At 42.0% G+C, this 18463-nt stretch carries 20 protein-coding genes and 1 pseudogene; 17 read left to right on the forward strand and 4 right to left on the reverse strand.

All coding sequences use genetic code 11. The features are described 5' to 3' along the window. The first annotated feature begins 316 nt into the window (after positions 1-316). From prkA to MKX38_RS04905, 13 genes are all read left to right on the forward strand, one after another. Positions 317-2212 (forward strand): serine/threonine protein kinase PrkA, encoded by a 1896-nt coding sequence (prkA, locus tag MKX38_RS04845; RefSeq protein ID WP_003233433.1) that lies wholly within the window; start codon positions 317-319, stop codon positions 2210-2212. A 179-nt stretch (positions 2213-2391) separates the two neighbouring features. Continuing rightward, the gene (gene yhbH / locus MKX38_RS04850) at positions 2392-3570 is read left to right on the forward strand and encodes a sporulation protein YhbH (RefSeq protein ID WP_003233432.1); all 1179 of its coding nucleotides are present in this window, start codon (positions 2392-2394) and stop codon (positions 3568-3570) included. Positions 3571-3729: 159 nt separating this feature from the next. Beyond that, a complete protein-coding gene (locus tag MKX38_RS04855) occupies positions 3730-4194 on the forward strand; it encodes a MarR family transcriptional regulator (protein ID WP_003233431.1) in 465 nt (154 codons plus the stop codon). Between the two features lie 35 nt (positions 4195-4229). Beyond that, positions 4230-4895 carry an HlyD family efflux transporter periplasmic adaptor subunit gene (locus MKX38_RS04860; RefSeq protein WP_003233430.1) on the forward strand — a complete coding sequence of 222 codons (666 nt, stop codon included), beginning with the start codon at positions 4230-4232 and terminating at the stop codon, positions 4893-4895. 40 nt (positions 4896-4935) lie between these two features. Beyond that, positions 4936-6534: an MFS transporter gene (locus tag MKX38_RS04865; protein ID WP_003233429.1), complete on the forward strand. Its 1599-nt coding sequence runs from the start codon at positions 4936-4938 to the stop codon at positions 6532-6534. 22 nt (positions 6535-6556) lie between these two features. Then, entirely contained in the window at positions 6557-7087 is a 531-nt protein-coding gene (locus tag MKX38_RS04870; protein WP_003233428.1) for an NAD(P)H-dependent oxidoreductase, read from the forward strand. A gap of 12 nt (positions 7088-7099) precedes the next feature. Continuing rightward, positions 7100-7474, forward strand: coding sequence for a hypothetical protein (locus tag MKX38_RS04875; protein ID WP_003233427.1), 375 nt, complete (start codon positions 7100-7102; stop codon positions 7472-7474). After that, positions 7474-7629, forward strand: a complete 156-nt coding sequence (locus tag MKX38_RS04880; protein WP_072557135.1) for a hypothetical protein — start codon at positions 7474-7476, stop codon at positions 7627-7629. Before MKX38_RS04875 ends, MKX38_RS04880 begins: the two co-directional genes overlap by 1 nt. Positions 7630-7633: 4 nt before the next feature. Next, on the forward strand, positions 7634-8395 hold the full coding sequence (locus MKX38_RS04885) for a hypothetical protein (protein WP_049635675.1): 762 nt from the start codon (positions 7634-7636) through the stop codon (positions 8393-8395). A gap of 2 nt (positions 8396-8397) precedes the next feature. Beyond that, positions 8398-8763: a GntR family transcriptional regulator gene (locus MKX38_RS04890; RefSeq protein ID WP_015252495.1), complete on the forward strand. Its 366-nt coding sequence runs from the start codon at positions 8398-8400 to the stop codon at positions 8761-8763. Between the two features lies 1 nt (position 8764). Further along, positions 8765-9463, forward strand: coding sequence for an ABC transporter ATP-binding protein (locus tag MKX38_RS04895; RefSeq protein ID WP_015252494.1), 699 nt, complete (start codon positions 8765-8767; stop codon positions 9461-9463). Positions 9464-9479: 16 nt separating this feature from the next. Next, a complete protein-coding gene (locus MKX38_RS04900) occupies positions 9480-10397 on the forward strand; it encodes an ABC transporter ATP-binding protein (RefSeq protein WP_339189388.1) in 918 nt (305 codons plus the stop codon). Then, positions 10390-11331 (forward strand): ABC transporter permease, encoded by a 942-nt coding sequence (locus MKX38_RS04905; protein ID WP_038427544.1) that lies wholly within the window; start codon positions 10390-10392, stop codon positions 11329-11331. Before MKX38_RS04900 ends, MKX38_RS04905 begins: the two co-directional genes overlap by 8 nt. A gap of 91 nt (positions 11332-11422) precedes the next feature. Here MKX38_RS04905 and cspB read toward each other — a convergent pair whose 3' ends face one another. Further along, a complete protein-coding gene (gene cspB, locus MKX38_RS04910) occupies positions 11423-11626 on the reverse strand; it encodes a cold shock-like protein CspB (RefSeq protein WP_003224086.1) in 204 nt (67 codons plus the stop codon). A 435-nt stretch (positions 11627-12061) separates the two neighbouring features. Between cspB and MKX38_RS04915 the strand changes: the two genes are divergently transcribed. Next, the gene (locus tag MKX38_RS04915; RefSeq protein WP_134991634.1) at positions 12062-12892 is read left to right on the forward strand and encodes a MetQ/NlpA family ABC transporter substrate-binding protein; all 831 of its coding nucleotides are present in this window, start codon (positions 12062-12064) and stop codon (positions 12890-12892) included. Between the two features lie 2 nt (positions 12893-12894). On the opposite strand, the gene dgcK is transcribed toward MKX38_RS04915, so the two are convergent. Beyond that, the gene (gene dgcK, locus MKX38_RS04920) at positions 12895-13974 is read right to left on the reverse strand and encodes a diguanylate cyclase DgcK (protein WP_015252491.1); all 1080 of its coding nucleotides are present in this window, start codon (positions 13972-13974) and stop codon (positions 12895-12897) included. Positions 13975-14145: 171 nt separating this feature from the next. Here dgcK and tcyP point away from each other — a divergent pair, with 171 nt between their 5' ends. Further along, a complete protein-coding gene (gene tcyP / locus MKX38_RS04925) occupies positions 14146-15537 on the forward strand; it encodes an L-cystine transporter TcyP (RefSeq protein WP_003244685.1) in 1392 nt (463 codons plus the stop codon). A 39-nt stretch (positions 15538-15576) separates the two neighbouring features. Here tcyP and MKX38_RS04930 read toward each other — a convergent pair whose 3' ends face one another. Then, on the reverse strand, positions 15577-16023 hold the full coding sequence (locus MKX38_RS04930; protein ID WP_069322471.1) for a hypothetical protein: 447 nt from the start codon (positions 16021-16023) through the stop codon (positions 15577-15579). A gap of 149 nt (positions 16024-16172) precedes the next feature. Between MKX38_RS04930 and MKX38_RS04935 the strand changes: the two genes are divergently transcribed. Both MKX38_RS04935 and MKX38_RS04940 read left to right on the forward strand, forming a co-directional pair. Continuing rightward, the gene (locus tag MKX38_RS04935; RefSeq protein ID WP_024573573.1) at positions 16173-16742 is read left to right on the forward strand and encodes a YhcN/YlaJ family sporulation lipoprotein; all 570 of its coding nucleotides are present in this window, start codon (positions 16173-16175) and stop codon (positions 16740-16742) included. Positions 16743-16862: 120 nt separating this feature from the next. Beyond that, positions 16863-17832: pseudogene (locus MKX38_RS04940) on the forward strand (hypothetical protein). Here MKX38_RS04940 and MKX38_RS04945 read toward each other — a convergent pair. Further along, a complete protein-coding gene (locus MKX38_RS04945) occupies positions 17764-18417 on the reverse strand; it encodes a spore coat protein (protein WP_009966881.1) in 654 nt (217 codons plus the stop codon). The pseudogene MKX38_RS04940 and the gene MKX38_RS04945 overlap by 69 nt on opposite strands. Positions 18418-18463 lie beyond the last annotated feature (46 nt).

Here is an 18463-nt window from a genome sequence, read left to right on the forward strand (position 1 = left end):
TCAGGAGCACCCTTTTTTATTCTTTTCCAGGCTTGCTTTCGTATCCTGCGGTAAAAATTGATACTAAAAAAGTGACAATGACACCCATCATGATGATTGTTTTCACCGTCTCTCCCCCTCTTCAATTTTTCCGTGCTGTCCGAGTCTGGATGATTCTGTATTTTTCTTTATTATGAACGGTCGCAGTCTGCCTTGTCAACGATGTATAAGTATCTTTATTTTTAAGAAACCAAAGCATGTATCACGGGATGGCGGCATAGATTGTATCAAAGTACCTTATTTGCATAGTGTATCAAACATGATAGAGGAGGTCCTTATGGATATATTAAAGAAAATTGAAAAGTACAGAGAGGAAGAGCAGCGGCTGAAATGGGAAGGAACTTTCGCCGATTATTTGGAGATTATTAAAGAAAATCCGATGGTCGCGCAATCTGCTCATTCTCGAGTTTTTAATATGATAAAAGACAGCGGGATAGAGGAGATTGACGGACGCAAGAAGTACAGTTTTTTTGACCGCGAGCTGTTCGGGCTTGAAGAATCTCTGGAGCGTCTTGTGGAAGAGTATTTTCATCCGGCTGCCAAACGTCTAGATGTCAGAAAGCGGATTCTATTGCTGATGGGGCCTGTGAGCGGCGGTAAATCCACGCTGGTCACAATGCTTAAAAAAGGTCTCGAAGCGTACACGCTGACAGATAATGGCGCTGTATATGCGATTAAAGGCTGCCCGATGCACGAGGACCCTCTACATTTAATCCCCCATCATTTACGCGATGACTTTTACAGGGAATACGGCATTAGAATAGAAGGAAGTCTTTCTCCTTTAAATGTCATGAGGCTGGAGGAAGAGTACGGAGGAAGAATTGAGGATGTGAAGGTGGAGCGCATCTTCTTTTCAGAAGATAAGCGTACGGGAATTGGAACATTCAGTCCCTCTGATCCGAAATCTCAGGATATTGCCGATTTGACGGGGAGTATTGATTTCTCAACAATCGCCGAGTACGGTTCAGAATCAGATCCGCGTGCTTACCGGTTTGACGGAGAGCTGAATAAAGCGAACCGCGGGATGATGGAGTTTCAGGAGATGCTGAAATGTGATGAGAAATTTCTCTGGCATTTGCTTTCCTTGACACAGGAAGGGAATTTTAAAGCTGGGCGGTTTGCGTTAATTTCTGCTGATGAGCTGATCGTGGCTCACACGAATGAAACGGAGTATCGCTCATTTATTTCTAATAAGAAGAATGAAGCCCTGCACTCAAGAATCATCGTGATGCCGGTTCCTTATAATTTAAAAGTGTCTGAGGAAGAGAGAATTTATGAAAAAATGATTGCAGAAAGCGATGTGGCGGATGTTCATATTGCCCCGCATACGTTGAAGGTCGCCGCGATGTTCTCAATCCTTACCCGGTTAAAAGAGCCGAAGCGGTCGGATATTGATCTGGTCAAGAAAATGAGACTGTATGATGGGGAAAGTGTGGAAGGATATAACTCTGTCGACGTTGAGGATATGAAAAAAGAATATAATGATGAAGGCATGAGCGGAATTGATCCGCGGTACGTGATCAACCGGATTTCTTCAACGATTATCAGAAAAAATATGGAATCGATTAATTCTCTCGATGTCCTTCGCTCCTTAAAAGAAGGTCTTGATCAGCACCCATCAATTTCAAGCGAGGACAGGGAGCGGTATTTGAATTTTATTTCTGCCGCCCGCAAGGAATATGACGATATTGCGAAAAAGGAAGTTCAAAAAGCGTTTGTTTATTCATATGAAGAATCAGCAAAAACACTTATGGACAATTACCTCGATAACGTAGAGGCCTATTGCAATAAAAACAAGCTTCGTGATCCTTTGACAGGAGAGGAAATGAACCCTGACGAAAAGCTGATGAGATCCATCGAAGAGCAGATCGGCATTTCGGAAAACGCCAAAAAAGCGTTCCGCGAAGAAATTTTAATCCGCATCTCGGCCTATGCGAGAAAAGGCAAGCGGTTTGATTACAATTCCCATGAAAGACTGCGTGAAGCTATTCAGAAAAAGCTGTTTGCTGATCTGAAGGATGTCGTTAAAATTACGACCTCAACAAAAACGCCGGATGAGCAGCAGCTGAAAAAGGTAAATGAAGTCGTGGCCCGTTTAATTGATGAGCACGGCTACAACTCGACGAGCGCCAATGAGCTGCTGAAATATGTCGGCAGCCTGCTGAACCGATAAGCAACGTGACCCGTCCGAATAGGGCGGGTTATTTTGTCCCATTTTCTAAATAGTTTGTCAATTAAACGTGCATATGTGCATATGATGAATATAAATCTTTTCAAAAGACTTGTTTCATAATCTGGCACAAGCCGGAATACGTATGTATCACGACCACAAATGGTTAAGGAGGGGAATTCATGTCCCAAAATGACAGCGGCCATTTTTTGATTTCTGAGGAAAACTGGTCCCTCCATCGCAAAGGCTTCGATGACCAGCAGCGCCACCAGAAAAAAGTGCAGGAAGCGATCAAAAACAATCTTCCGGACCTCGTAACTGAGGAAAGCATTATTATGTCTAATGGAAAAGATGTAGTGAAGATCCCAATCCGTTCACTTGATGAGTATAAAATCCGTTATAACTATGATAAAAATAAACATGTAGGGCAAGGAGACGGCGAGAGCCAGGTTGGAGATGTTGTGGCCCGGGATGGATCAGACAAAAAACAAGGGCCTGGAAAAGGGCAGGGTGCCGGTGATCAGGCAGGCGAGGATTATTATGAAGCGGAAGTTTCATTAATGGATTTAGAAGAAGCGCTTTTTAAAGAATTAGAGCTTCCGAATCTCCAGCAAAAAGAGCGGGACAATATCATTCATACAGATATCGAGTTTAATGATATCCGTAAAACAGGGTTAACCGGTAATATTGATAAGAAAAGAACGATGATGTCAGCCTTTAAACGAAACGCAATGTCAGGAAAACCGTCGTTCTACCCAATTTATCCGGAGGACCTGAAATATAAGACGTGGAATGACATCACAAAGCCCGAATCAAAAGCCGTCGTTTTAGCCATGATGGATACAAGCGGCAGTATGGGGGTTTGGGAAAAATACATGGCCAGAAGCTTCTTTTTCTGGATGACCCGTTTTTTGCGGACAAAATACGAGACTGTGGAAATTGAATTTATTGCCCATCATACAGAAGCAAGAGTGGTCTCGGAGGAGGATTTTTTCTCAAAGGGAGAAAGCGGCGGAACAATTTGTTCTTCCGTATATCGGAAGTCGCTTGAGCTTATTGATGAAAAGTACAATCCCGCCCGCTATAACATTTACCCGTTTCATTTTTCTGACGGTGACAACCTGACATCTGATAACGCGCGCTGTGTGAAGCTGGTCAATGATATTATGAAGAAGGCCAATCTGTTTTGCTACGGCGAGGTCAATCAGTACAACAGGCATTCAACGTTAATGTCTGCATATAAAAATGTAAAAGATGAGAAATTTAAGTACTATATTTTAAAACAGAAATCTGATGTTTTTCAGGCTCTAAAGAACTTTTTCAGAAATGAAGAGTCTGGTGTAAGCCATCAATTTTCGTAATGAAAAGCCCATTTCAGGGCTTTTTTTTATTTAATAAAAGCAAGAAAACGCTTGCGAAAAAAATACGGGAGAAAAAGAAATTTTTCCTTTGACAAATCTTCTTTCATTTATTAATATTTTATCTTGTGAACTATTATTGAGGAATGAGGTGAAAAGGAGTTGACTGAATCAGAACGTGCTTTGCTCACTTTTGAACAGCTCTTCGATACGTCTCGGGCGATATATAAAAAACAGAAGAAGATATTGGAGATTGTGCTTGAGCCTTTTGATATTACAGTCCTTCAATATTTGCTGATGTTTAAAATTCATCAAAGCGGAAGCACCCCGCTAAGCAAGCTGGCAATGTCGCTTGATCTTAAGCCTGCTTCTGTGACGCGGATGACAGATATTCTGTATAAGCGCCAATTGATGAATCGATATGACAGTCCGGATGACCGCCGTATCGTCATGATTCAGTTAACCGAAGAGGGGGAAGAACTGATAGAAAAAGCCGCTGTGCAATATGCAAAAATGGGTGCTGGCTTGTACCAAAAGCTTGATACCTCCCAGCTGCAGTATTTGCGCAAACTAGCCGGAAGCTTAACGAAGCTTGCTGAAGGCTGTTCAGAAAAAAGCGGTAATTAAAAACTTCTCACATATTTTCACCAGCTTTCCGCAAAATGATAGAGGATGAAACGAAAGGAGAAAACAAAATGAACAGAGGACGTTTAATTCTGACCAACATTATCGGTTTGATTGTTGTTCTTGCAATTATAGCTGGAGGTGCTTACTACTATTATCAAAGCACAAACTACGTAAAAACAGATGAAGCAAAAGTAGCGGGCGATATGGCTGCTATTACTGCTCCAGCAGCAGGTAAAGTATCTGACTGGGATCTGGACGAAGGAAAAACAGTGAAAAAAGGCGACACAGTTGCAAAAATCAAAGGCGAACAAACTGTTGACGTAAAATCCATTATGGATGGAACAATTGTGAAAAACGAAGTGAAAAACGGACAAACCGTACAAGCTGGTACAACAATTGCACAAACGATTGACATGGACAACCTATACATCACAGCAAATATTAAAGAAACAGATATTGCGGATATTGAAGTAGGGAATAGTGTAGACGTAGTAGTTGACGGAGACCCTGATACAACATTTGACGGTACTGTAGAAGAAATTGGTTATGCGACTAACTCAACTTTTGATATGCTTCCTTCTACAAATTCAAGCGGAAACTACACAAAAGTAACACAAAAAGTTCCTGTGAAAATTTCAATCAAAAACCCATCTGATAAGGTGCTTCCTGGAATGAATGCATCTGTTAAAATTTCTGAGTAAAACAGATCAGTCATCAAACCATGAAAGGAGGTTGTCTTAGATGGCTACAGGCAAAGAAAAAAATGCAAAAAACCCTATGTCATTGCTGATTGTGCTAATGGCGGGTTTATTTTTGGCAATTCTAAACCAAACACTGCTTAATGTTGCAATGCCGCACTTAATGACTGAATTTGGCGTAAGTGCAACGACGATTCAGTGGCTGACAACAGGTTACATGCTTGTTAACGGTGTATTGATTCCGTTATCTGCTTTCCTGATTACACGATTTGGCCAGCGGAGTCTCTTTCTCGTCGCGATGTTTTGTTTTACGCTCGGTACGTTAGTCTGCGGTATCGCACCTAACTTCTCTACAATGCTGATCGGCCGTTTGATTCAGGCCGTGGGCGGAGGTATCTTGCAGCCGCTCGTTATGACAACCATTCTGTTAATTTTCCCGCCTGAAAGCAGGGGGAAAGGAATGGGGATTTTCGGGCTAGCGATGATGTTTGCTCCAGCGGTCGGCCCGACTCTTTCCGGGTGGATTATTGAGCATTATACATGGCGCATTATGTTTTACGGTCTTGTGCCGATCGGCGCAATTGTTATCATTGTGGCTTTCTTCATCTTTAAAAATATGGTGGAGCCGCAAAAAATCAAACTCGATACTCTTGGCGCAATCCTATCGATTGTCGGATTCGCCTCCTTATTATACGGAGTCAGTGAAGCCGGGTCTGACGGCTGGACCGACCCGATTGTATTGTCTACAGTTATTATCGGAGCCATTGCAATTGTTGCTTTTGTGGTTCAGCAATTGCGTCATGATGATCCGATGCTTGATTTCAGAGTGTTTAAATATGACATTTTCTCACTCTCGAGTGTCATTAATATCATTATTACAGTGGCACTTTACACTGGTATGTTCCTTTTACCGATCTATCTGCAAAACCTGGTCGGCTTTACGGCGCTTCAATCCGGTCTGCTTCTGCTTCCGGGTGCGATCGTTATGCTGATTATGTCACCGATCTCAGGTATTTTGTTCGATAAATTCGGACCGAGACCGCTTGCGATTATCGGGCTTCTCGTGACAGTGGTAACAACATATCAATACACGCAATTGACAATTGATACACCATATACACACATCATGCTGATCTATTCAATTCGTGCATTTGGTATGTCTCTCTTAATGATGCCAGTCATGACAGCCGGGATGAACCAGCTTCCTGCCCGTCTGAACAGCCACGGAACGGCGATGAGCAACACGCTTCGCCAAATCAGCGGATCAATCGGAACAAGTTTAATTACGACGATTTATACAAACCGGACGACATTCCATTATTCACAAATTGCAGATAAAACAAGCACGGCGGACCCGAACTTCCTCCATGCGTTCCAAAATGCAGTTTCGAATTTAATGGTGAATATGAATGTGTCTTATGATACGGCGAAAACATATGTGTACTCACATATTTATAAACACGCGTCACTCGATTCCAATGTCATGGGGATAAATGATGCCTTTATGTGGGCAACCTTATTCTGTGTAGCAGGTTTGATTTTAAGTATCTTCCTGCGTGACGTCAGAAAAGATAAATTGCGTAAGAAGAAAAAAGAGGAGCTTTCATTACTTCCTGCTCCAAAAGAAGCTAAGGAATCTTAATCTGTACAGGGAGGTTTCCTGAATGAAAATTTATGTAGTGTATGATAGTGAAGGCGAACATACTAAAGTGCTTGCAGAAGCGATTGCTGAAGGCGCGAGAGAAAACGACGCGGCTGAAGTGTTCATCGACCATGTAGATCAGGCTGATATCCGCAAGCTTAAAGATATGGATGCGATTATTTGGGGATGCCCAGGGCATTTCGGAACAATCAGCTCCGGTCTTAAAACTTGGATCGACAGACTTGGCTACTTGTGGGCTGAAGGCGAGCTGATCAACAAAGTCGGTGCTGTCTTCTGCACAACGGCAACAACACACGGCGGCTTGGAAATGACAATGCACAATTTAATCACGCCGATGTTCCACCAAGGCATGATTGTTGTCGGACTGCCTGGCAACGTGCCTGAAAACGCACTTTATGGCTCTTATTACGGAGCAGGTGTCACTTGTCCGGTAGACAGTGATGAGTTAATGTCTGAGGAAGGTATTCAGCTTGGACGCGCGTTGGGAAGACGTGTCAGCCAAGTTACAGGAAACCTAACAGCAGGACAGTAAGGAGAGGTTGAAATGGCCATTATTATAGCAATAATTGCTGCTGTCATTGTCATTGCGGCCCTTATTACATTTAACGTCCGCAACGCCTCACCTGGACCTGAGAAGCAAGAAGCAACCGATAGAATCGCACCTCCAGAAGAGGAAAAAAACGAAGCGCATTACCCTGCTGAAGCAAGGGCTGCCGAGCATACGCCATCCGTTGTCAAAAACGATTCTCCAAAAGAGAAGCGTGACACAATGGGTGATGATATTTACAGGCAGGCGCTGCAAAAGTTTAAGCATTCTGATGAAGTTCATGCAGAAGAAGAGGTCACTGAGGAAAGTGACAAAATGCAGGACCGCAGCTATCGTGATGCGCTGCTCTCTATGAAAAATAAGAAAAAGTAATGAAAAAGGCAAATCCGTTTTCTCATGCGGGTTTGCCTTTTTTGCTGTTTCCATCAATTCGGTTTTTATCAAATAAATCCATGGAATATGTTGTATTCCATCTTGATCTAGTGTACTATGTTACTCATACACCGAGGGTTTTTTCTGGGAGGTAAAGACATGAATTCTTTTTTAGGTTTATTAAAGAAAGATATCAAGCTTTCAAGAATGTGGCTGCTAGTATGGATATGCGGAATCATTTTCTTATTGGGAACAGGCCATATTATAGCTTCTCGCACGAAAGAACCTCTAGTCATTTTTGGTTTTTTTGTTGCAGTTGCTTTTTTTCTGCTTTTCTTATCTCCTGTTTTTGTGTTTTATCACCTTCGCAAGGAAGGGAAATCACAGCTTTGGCTGTACAATCCAAATGGCGGCTTCTGGCTGTTTTCTTCTAAATTGGCAGCATCTTTGCTCTATCAATTTGTGATTCAGTTGGCATTAACAGCCTATGGCATATGGATGTATCATATGCTCTTTGTAAAAAATCTGCTGGAGCATCAAGTTGATATAACGAGTACAGTGGCTTTGCTGAATATGTATGGGCTTATTTCTTCGTTAGATATGTCAGTAACAGTCATTGTGTTTTGGACTGTTTTTCACTCTCTCAAAAATTGGCGCGGAATGCGGTGGGCTGCGATGGTTCTGTTGGTTGCAGTGTGGTTATTCTTCGATGAATACATCATAAGCCCTTTGGTTGAATCTCAAAAGCATTTCTGGCCTGTAACAGTCTATTGCAATTTTGATTTCCACTTCCACAATGTTTGGAGATTGGAATTAAAACCTATCCATCTGTCTGTGCTAGGGTTGCCTATTACTTTAGTCATCACATTCTTGCTGCTCATTATGGCTTCAAAACTGCTTGATCGTAAAGTAGAGGTGTAAATATGGACAATCAATTCCAATCCTCGAAACCGATTTATCTGCAGATCGCTGATCAGATTTTTTATAGGCTGGTCAGGAAGGAGCTGCTCCCAGGAGACAAGCTTCCTTCAGTAAGAGAAATGGCGATTCAAACTAAGGTAAATCCCAATACAATTCAAAGAACTTACAGTGAGATGGAAAGGCTGGGTATTGTGGAGACAAGAAGAGGTCAAGGGACGTTTATTGCGGAAAAAGCAGAAATCGTAGACGAGCTGAAAGACAAGCTGACACGAGAGGTGCTGGAAGGCTTTGTCAAGCAAATGAAAGAGCTGGGGCTAACGAAAGAGGAAATGGTAGAAGGGATTAAAACATTCACAGAGGGAGGCTAAAATGGAAATCAAGCTAGAACATGTATCAAAAAAATACGGCCGCCATACGGCCGTCAATGATGTGTCAATCACCCTATCATCCGGACGGATTTATGGCCTGATCGGACCGAACGGCAGCGGCAAGTCAACGACCCTGAAAATGATGGCTGGCCTTCTGTTTCCGACTTCAGGATTTGTGAAAGTTGATGAAGAGCAGGTTACGAGAGAAATGGTGCGTCAAACGGCTTATCTTACTGAGCTTGATATGTTTTATCCGCATTTCACTGTTAAAGATATGGTGAATTTTTATCAGTCGCAGTTTCCTGATTTTCAAACAGAACAGGCTTATAAGCTATTGAATGAGATGCAGCTGAATCCGGAAAAAAAGATCAAAAAGCTATCAAAAGGAAATCGGGGCAGGCTGAAAATCGTTCTTGCTTTAGCGAGACGGGCAGACGTCATCTTGCTTGATGAACCTTTTTCCGGGCTTGATCCGATGGTCAGGGACTCCATCGTAAACAGCCTTGTGTCGTACATTGATTTTGAGCAGCAGATTGTCGTGATCGCGACACATGAAATTGATGAAATTGAGACTTTGTTAGACGAAGTAATCATCCTCGCCAATGGAGAAAAAGTTGCGCAGCGTGAAGTAGAAGATATTCGTGAACAGGAAGGCATGTCTGTTTTGCAATGGTTTAAATCAAAAATGGAAGTTTGCTAGAAAGAGGAGGAATATGATGAAAACAGTGTTGGAATTGAAAAACGTGACTAAAAACATCAGAGGCCGAACGATCATTGATGATCTCAGTTTTACGATTCGTGAAGGCGAGGTATTCGGTTTTTTGGGGCCAAATGGAGCTGGGAAAACGACAACCATCCGGATGATAGTGGGGTTAATGAAGCTGTCGAAAGGTGATGTCCTCATTTGCGGCCAATCAATTACGAAAGAATATGCCAAGGCGATTAAGCATATCGGAGCGATCGTTGAGAATCCCGAGCTGTATAAATTTTTGAGCGGATATAAAAATCTCCAGCAATACGCAAGGATGGTCAAGGGTGTCACGAAGGAAAAAATTGATGAAGTTGTTGAACTGGTCGGTTTAACAGACAGAATCCACGACAAGGTGAAAACATATTCTCTGGGGATGAGACAGCGTCTTGGCTTGGCACAATGCCTTTTGCATGATCCGAAAGTGCTAATTCTGGATGAACCGACAAACGGCCTTGATCCGGCGGGGATCAGAGAAATCAGAGATCATTTAAAGAAGCTGACCCGAGAAAGAGGAATGGCTGTCATCGTTTCAAGCCACCTGCTGTCAGAAATGGAACTGATGTGTGATCGAATTGCGATTCTGCAAAAAGGAAAGCTGATCGATATTCAAAATGTAAAAGATGAAAACATTGATGAGAATGATACATATTTCTTCCAGGTTGAGCAGCCGAGTGAAGCCGCTACTGTTTTAAATCAGTACGATTTGCTGAGTAAGACAAATGGTGTAGAAATCAAACTGGCTAAAGAGGAAGTCCCTGCGGTTATTGAATTGCTGGTGATGCAGCAAATCCGTATTTATGAGGTCAAGGTCATAACAAAATCATTAGAGGACCGTTTCTTAGAAATGACAGGTGAAACAAAAGAGGAGGTTCAGCATGCTTAATTTGATTTATAATGAGTGGCTCAAAATTTTCAGCCGTGCCGGAACATGGGTGATGATCGGAATTCTGGGGCTGACAATGGTTGGATTTGCATTTTTGGCGAATCATTTTTCTGCTAGTGAATCAAATTCCCATTGGAAACAAGAGCTTCAAGCACAAAACGCCGAATTAAAGAAAGAAATCAAAGAAGATCCTTCACTGAAAGATGGGTATAAAGAAACAATCACACTCAACGACTATCGCATCGAGCATAATATCCCTAGTGACACGGGCTATACGGCATGGTCTTATGTAACGGATTCGGCAAACTTTACCATCCTTACCGGTCTGTTTACTATTATCATCGCGGCCGGAATTGTCGCTAACGAATTTAATTGGGGAACGATTAAGCTATTAATGATTCGGCCGCTCAGCCGTTTTCAAATTTTGATGTCCAAATATATTACAGTTCTCCTGTTTGGGCTCCTGTTGCTGTTGATTTTATTTATCGGTTCTACTTTATTAGGGTTGATCTTCTTCGGGACGGGTGGTGAAACCGCCGCGAACATTCATTTAATCTATAAGGATGGCCATGTCATTGAGCAAAACATGATGGGGCATTTGGCCACAACGTATCTTTCTGAATCCGTCTCGGCTTTAATGGTGGCGACGATGGCGTTTATGCTGTCTGCGGTATTCAGAAACAGCTCTCTTGCGGTTGGTTTTTCCATCTTCTTGTTGGTTGCCGGTACGACTGCAACTGCATTTATTGCAGCGAAATTTGACTGGGCAAAATATATATTGTTTGCTAATGTCGACTTGACTCAGTATGTGGATGGCACACCGTTAATAAAAGGGATGACTATGACGTTTTCTCTCGTCATGCTAGCGATCTACTTTATCATCTTCCTGTTGCTTGCTTTCGGAATCTTCATGAAGCGGGATATTGCAAACTAATAAAGAAAGCTGTTTTGCTTATGCAAAACAGCTTTTTTGTCAAAATAAAAACTGCAGGTTTGCACCTGCAGTTTTTCATATCAATTTATGCTTACGCTTCTTTAGTAACGTTAGCAGCTTGTGGTCCGCGGTTTCCTTCAACGATTTCAAAAGAAACAGCTTGGCCTTCTTCTAAAGTTTTGAAGCCTTCGCCTTGAATAGCAGAGAAATGAACGAATACATCGTCTTGACCTTCTACTTCGATGAATCCGAAACCTTTTTCAGAGTTGAACCATTTTACTTTACCTTCTAACATGAAATTTCCTCCTAAAGCGATCATAACGCTTAAATTCACTATTCTTGCTCTTAACAAACTTTCAAGACGAAAACTCTTACAAAACTTTCTTCTTAAAGATAGTTCGAACAAAAATAATTACCTTTACTCTACCAGTAATCTTCAGAAAAAACAACTGCTTATTGAAATTTTTTTCGGAAAATACCATATTTATTTTTCAATTTGATATTTATTTACGGAAATTCATCTGTTTTCTCGATATGTGATCATACGTTTGCCTTAGTATTTCTTCATTTTGGGAAGATAAGTAATAGGAATTGACAACCTTATTGGATATGAGTAAGGTAAAAGTTAATCAATATTACAAATGACAACGTTTATCAACTAAGAGAGCGTATGATTTTTATGTCTGATATTGCTTGCATGCTCTAATACATAGATAGGAGTATGGTCACAATGAAAAAGTGGCTTATATGCAGTTTTGTCCTTGTTCTTCTCGTTTCATTTACTGCATGTTCACCGTCTGCAGAACATGAATCGATAAAAATCGGGATTGCTGAGTCTGACGGGGCAATATGGAACTATATTGCTCAAAAGGCTGAAGAGGCAGGGCTGGATATTCAGCTGATCCCTTTTTCTGATTATGCGGAGTCTGATATCGCACTTGCTAACAAAGAAATTGATGCCAACGCCTTTCAAACCATTTCATATTTTCAGTCGTTCACTCAAAAATACAAACTTAATTTGGCACCGCTCGGAACGACATACATAACGCCCATGGGCATTTATTCAAAACGATATGACCGAATCCGAGATATACCGCGAGGAGCTGTCGTTTCTGTTCCGGATAAAGCGTTCGATTTTGGCAGGGCGCTTACGGTGCTCCAGGAAGCGGGTTTGCTAACGCTGAAAAACGGATTTAACGGAACAGGTTCAGTTGATATGATTAAAGATAATCCGAGACACCTGAAATTAAAAGCTGTCCGGCAACAGGATGCAGTGAGCGGTGCCGACGTGTTTGTCATGAAACCATCAGAAGCAAAAAAAGCGGGCTTGAACCCGAAAAAGCATACGCTAAAGAGCGGCGGACTCATGTCTGAGGAAGAGATGAATTTGATTGTTGTCAGAGCGGAGGATCAAGATCGGGAAGCGCTGCAAACCATTCTTGAGCTTTATCAAGCTGATGATACAGCGGCATTTATAGAAAAAGAATATCAGGGAGATCTTGTCCCGGCTTTTCTGCCTTTGAAACGTCTTTCAGATTGGAAGAATGAATTCGAACATTGAATTCATTCTTTTTTTTCTGAAAAACACACTCTGTTCCGTCCCGTTTCTTTCGCTTTGTAAAGCATTTGATCGGCAAGAATGGGCAAGGATCCTGGCTGTTCCGTATTATTGGGGTAATGAGCGGCCCCTAGTGATATCGTAACTGAAAGCTCGTCGCCGTTTGTTAATACAATCGGTGCATCACTTACAGTGCTCCTGATCCGTTCAGCGATCCGGGCTGCTTTATCAAGAGAACAGTTCGGCAGGAGCACGGCAAATTCTTCACCGCCGATCCGAGCGGCAGGATCAGTATTTCGGATGCTCTGCTTCAGACGTAACCCTAGCTCTTTGAGCACCTGATCTCCTTCATGATGGCCATATTGGTCATTGATGGTCTTAAAATGATCGATATCCATATAAATCAGTGCAAATTGAAAATGCGGGGTATCGGCCGCCTGCTGATACAGAGCTTTTGTGGTTTCTTCAAACTTTCTTCGGTTATACACGCCTGTTAAAAAGTCAAAGTGCGCCTGAAACTTATATTGTTTAAAAAGAAGATGTGCATTTGTTTCATGATCAATAATATATAAACTGAGCATGCCGCCCGCTATTGATATGATCCAAAAATACAAATGAAGTTCGTATGAATGTAAATCTATAAGAAAATAAAAGGAAAAGGAGATCAAGCTATTTGTGATTATTAAAAGATAGAAAGCATGTTTTAGTTGAACTTTTTTTCTTCTAGAAACAATGAGTGACGGGATGGCAGCGATACAAATGATAATAACCGAGTATAGTGCAGATGTGTTCATTGTAATCAGCAAGCGGCCTGCAGTGATCATGGCCAGGGCCGTTGCCGTTGAAACCCAGCCTCCATAAAGAGCGGCAATCATAATAGGGATATTTCGAAGATCAATAATTGAATGCTGATAGGTAAATCCAAAAACCATCAGAATAACCCCGAGTAAACCGCAGGCCAGTCCCTTAACAGCTTGAAAAGATATGCTGTCTTTTTTATGTACTAACCTTTCTTTAAACAGGTGGGTGAAGAGATAATTAAATGTGATTAAAATGGTCAAATTTACAAACAGTTCTTTCAGCAATATTATCACCCTTATATAAGGTACTAAAGATGGAAGGGAAAGAAAAGAACAAAAAAGGCATTATATAAGGTTTTTTTACTTGAATTGATAAGTTAAAATAATTCGCACTTGACCCATCGGAATTAGTGTAATATAGTAAATGAGAAAATTTGAAGGGAGAGTTTACCTGCTTTGGAGACTTTACTGGTTGTATTACATGTATTTATTTTATTTTTACTTATCTTAGGGCTCTTTGTTATGCAGAAAAAACATGTTTCCTTCTCTAAACGTGTATTTACTGCGCTGGGGCTGGGAATTGTATTCGGATTTGCGCTTCAGCTGATTTACGGCCCGACTTCAAATATAGTCATTCAAACAGCCGACTGGTTTAATATTGCCGGGGGCGGATATGTCAAATTGCTTCAGATGGTTGTCATGCCGCTCGTCTTTATTTCGATTCTCGGCGCATTTACAAAGCTGAAGCTGACAAAAAATCTTGGGAAAATCAGCGGTTTGATTATCGGGATTTTAGTAGCAACAACAGCAGTTGCTGCAGCTGTCGGTATCGCGTCCGCGCTTTCATTTGATCTGCAGGCGATTCAGGTTGACCAAGGAAGTACAGAGCTTTCACGGGGACAGGAGCTTCAGCAGAAATCAGAGGATATGACAGCGAAAACGCTGCCGCAGCAGATTGTTGAACTGCTGCCTGGAAACCCGTTTTTAGATTTTACGGGAGCTAGACCGACTTCAACGATCGCTGTCGTTATTTTTGCCGCTTTCCTTGGAGTGGCATTCCTCGGCGTAAAACACAAACAGCCGGAACAGGCAGAAACATTTAAAAAACTGGTTGATGCCGTTTATGCCATTGTCATGCGTGTTGTCACACTCATTTTGAGACTGACGCCTTATGGGGTGCTAGCCATCATGACAAAAACAATAGCAACGAGTGATCTTGACAGCATTCTAAAACTGGGCATGTTCGTGATTGCATCATATGCCGCGTTAATCACTATGTTTATCATTCATTTGCTGCTGCTGACGTTCAGCGGCTTGAATCCGGTGATTTATTTGAAAAAAGCGGTGCCTGTACTTGTATTTGCATTTACGTCAAGGTCTAGCGCAGGTGCTTTACCGCTGAATATTAAAACACAGAGAAGCATGGGTGTACCGGAGGGAATCGCAAACTTTGCCGGTTCGTTCGGTCTTTCGATCGGCCAAAATGGATGTGCCGGCATTTATCCTGCGATGCTGGCGATGATGATTGCTCCGACTGTCGGCCAAAATCCATTTGACCCGGTGTTTATTATCACTGTTATCGCAGTCGTTGCCATCAGCTCCTTCGGGGTTGCCGGAGTCGGCGGCGGAGCGACATTCGCGGCGCTTCTTGTTTTATCATCATTAAACATGCCTGTCGCGCTCGCCGGTTTGTTAATCTCAATTGAACCGTTAATCGACATGGGGCGTACTGCTTTGAATGTCAGCGGAAGCATGACATCCGGTCTTATTACAAGTAAGGTCACAAAAGAAATTGATCAAGGGGCATTTCATGATCAATCCAGAGTGATTGAAGCTGAAGAAGCGTAACATATGAAAACGTGTAATCCAAGAGGATTACACGTTTTTTTAACGGCCAGGCTCTAAGTCCTCCAGCATTTCCATCATCGTGTTGTCGTCCATGACATTCATTGCGCTTTGTTCAAAATGAATGGGTTCAGCATAATGCGGCTGTCTTTTTTTCGCGGCTGTCTCAGTTTGCCTAGTTTGAGACTGTGTATGCTGGTGCTGTGTTTGCTGCTGTCCGGCGTGCTGGTGCTGACGGCCATTTTGCCGCTGGCTTTGATGTTGCGAACGGTCTTGGTTATCCCCGCTGCCTCCGCCAAATGCTTGTTTGACTATGTTTCCTACATTAGAAGCATCAAATGTGTTATTTTCTGAATTTCTTCTGTTCATTTGTCCTGTGATAAACCCGCTGATTCTTTGGCGGATCTGAGGTGATAATGCAGCAATAAGCATAGTTGATCCTATGATCAATGCTGCGGGGCTGATTCCTCTTCGCTGGTTAAACAACATGATCCCTCCTTTGCAGTGTATTCATATTTTCCCCCTCGTTAGACAAATTAACCGTTATATTTCCCGGGAAAGCATTTCCTCCAGATTTGCATGCATAATTAAACCCAGTTAGAAAAACCTATAAGTAAAGTGATAAAGGAGGAATTCACATGTTTGGAAAAAAACAAGTCCTTGCGTCTATGCTTCTTATCCCTTTGCTTATGACTGGCTGCGGTGTGGCCGACCAAGGTGAGGGCAGACGTGATAATAATGATGTAAGAAACGTAAATTATCGAAATCCGGCCAATGACGATATGCGGAATGTAAACAATCGGGATAACGTTGACAACAATGTTAATGATAATGTCAATAACAATCGTGTAAATGACGATAATAACAACGACCGAAAACTTGAGGTTGCTGATGAAGCAGCTGATAAAGTAACAGACCTAAAAGAAGTAAAGCATGCCGATATCATTGTGGCTGGAAATCAAGCCTACGTTGCAGTCGTTTTAACCAATGGAAATAAAGGTGCAGTAGAAAACAATCTGAAGAAAAAAATAGCCAAAAAGGTAAGATCTACTGACAAAAACATTGATAATGTTTACGTTTCAGCTAACCCTGATTTTGTAGAGCGTATGCAAGGATATGGAAAGCGTATTCAAAATGGTGACCCAATCGCCGGATTATTTGATGAATTTACACAAACTGTACAGCGTGTATTCCCTAACGCTGAATAAATGAAAGAAGCCGCACAATTTGTGCGGCTTTTTCTTTGCGTTAATGACACACTGCGAACTCAGGCTGCATAGAGTAAAAATAAAAAGGTACAAGACGGACCGGCTCAGGGAGGGAGACGTTTGCGGGATGGCATAGGAAAGCGTGCGGCATCCGCTCTATTCCTGTGCGGAGTCCTTGTGATGCTGGCTGTAAGCTCAGCCATCGTATCAAGCGCGATGTATATCCTGTCTTTTCCAGGTCAGGCATCTGGAATAACAAAAGAACAAGTGACGAAGCACATGAAGAAAGAGTCATTCAAACAGGCCGATATTTATTACACTTCTAAGGAAAAGTCCTTACTGCCATTGACGAAAGAAACGCTTGAATATGCGGTCAGTATTAATCAGATTATGATTGGATATTCGAATCAAAAGCCTATTGACATTATTTTTTTTCCTAATGAAAAACAGATGGAGGCTTACTCCGGTTTATTGGATGTAGTTGGTTTTTATTCTGAACGGGAGCAGCTGATCGGATTGTTGCCTGAAGAGAAAAAGAAACTGTTAGAAGGGGACGAGGTAGCGGTTTATTTGTACCAGAGATTGTTGATTCATGAATACTCGCACCATGCGTTTCACCAGAAATTGAAGGAGCTTGAGACGGATCCCGATGAGTTTCCGTTATGGTTTCATGAAGGGTTAAGCGAGTGGATTGCGAACTATGAATTGCTCATAGATCCGATCACGTTTTCTGTCGTGCCCTTTGACCGTTTGCAGACTGATCGAGACTGGCAGGAAGCTAGAGCCGAATATAACACTGATGTCTATTTGCAAAGCTTTTATATGATCGATGAGCTGACGGACAAATACGGGAAAGACATTATTTCAGAAATGATTAAGGAAACGGCAAAAAAAGGGGACTTTGAAAAAGGGTTTAAATCAGCAACAAAGGAAAGTCTTGATCAATTTGAAAAAGATTTTAAGAAAAAATTTGAAAAAAAACAGTGCGGCATTGGATAGTATCTATCCAATGCCTTTGTTATTAGTGAAGTCCTTGCTGACCCATTCCGCCTTGTGTCGGAGGCATTTGTCCTTGGGCAGGGGCGAATGAATTTCTCAGCTGTTCCATATCCTGCGCATCAAGCTGAGGAACCTGGTAATAGCCGTGTTTGTTTTGGTATAGGAAAATTTCAAATGCCATTTCAACATACTCCTGAATTTGCGCAGACAGTACGCGTCTTACGGCCGGATTTGTCATTTCCAGAGAAGCCATCGTCAGCATAGAAGCTTGTGCTTTAATCGCGCAAAGCATTTGTCGGCTGATGATGCTGTCATCAATATCATTCATGGATTGAACAGGTTTTTTAGGCTGTGACGGCTGCATGCCGTAAACAGTCTGGTTGTCTTCCTTCATCATATAAGTTGCTGTTTTTTGTGAAGGTTCGCTTCCTGTTTTGAAGCATTCTGCAGTTATATTGTATTGAGATGTGATGAATTGATGTTGACGATCAAGGATGTTTAGTAATTCTTGATCCTTACAGAATTGTCTCAGCATCATAAACTGATCAAGCACAGTAAGTGTTCCGGAAAGCACCTCATGCATATCAAACATTTCATGTCCGCCGTGGTTTTTATGCGGTTTGCCAGGAATACCTTTGTTCATTTGGGATTGCTGCTGCTGATTGAACTGATCCAAACCGAATTCCTCCTTTTTTTTCAGATCAGCTGTATTTTGTGTCAGT

Origin of the sequence: Bacillus sp. FSL M8-0025 (assembly GCF_037975475.1) — a bacterium.
GTDB lineage: Bacteria > Bacillota > Bacilli > Bacillales > Bacillaceae > Bacillus > Bacillus subtilis.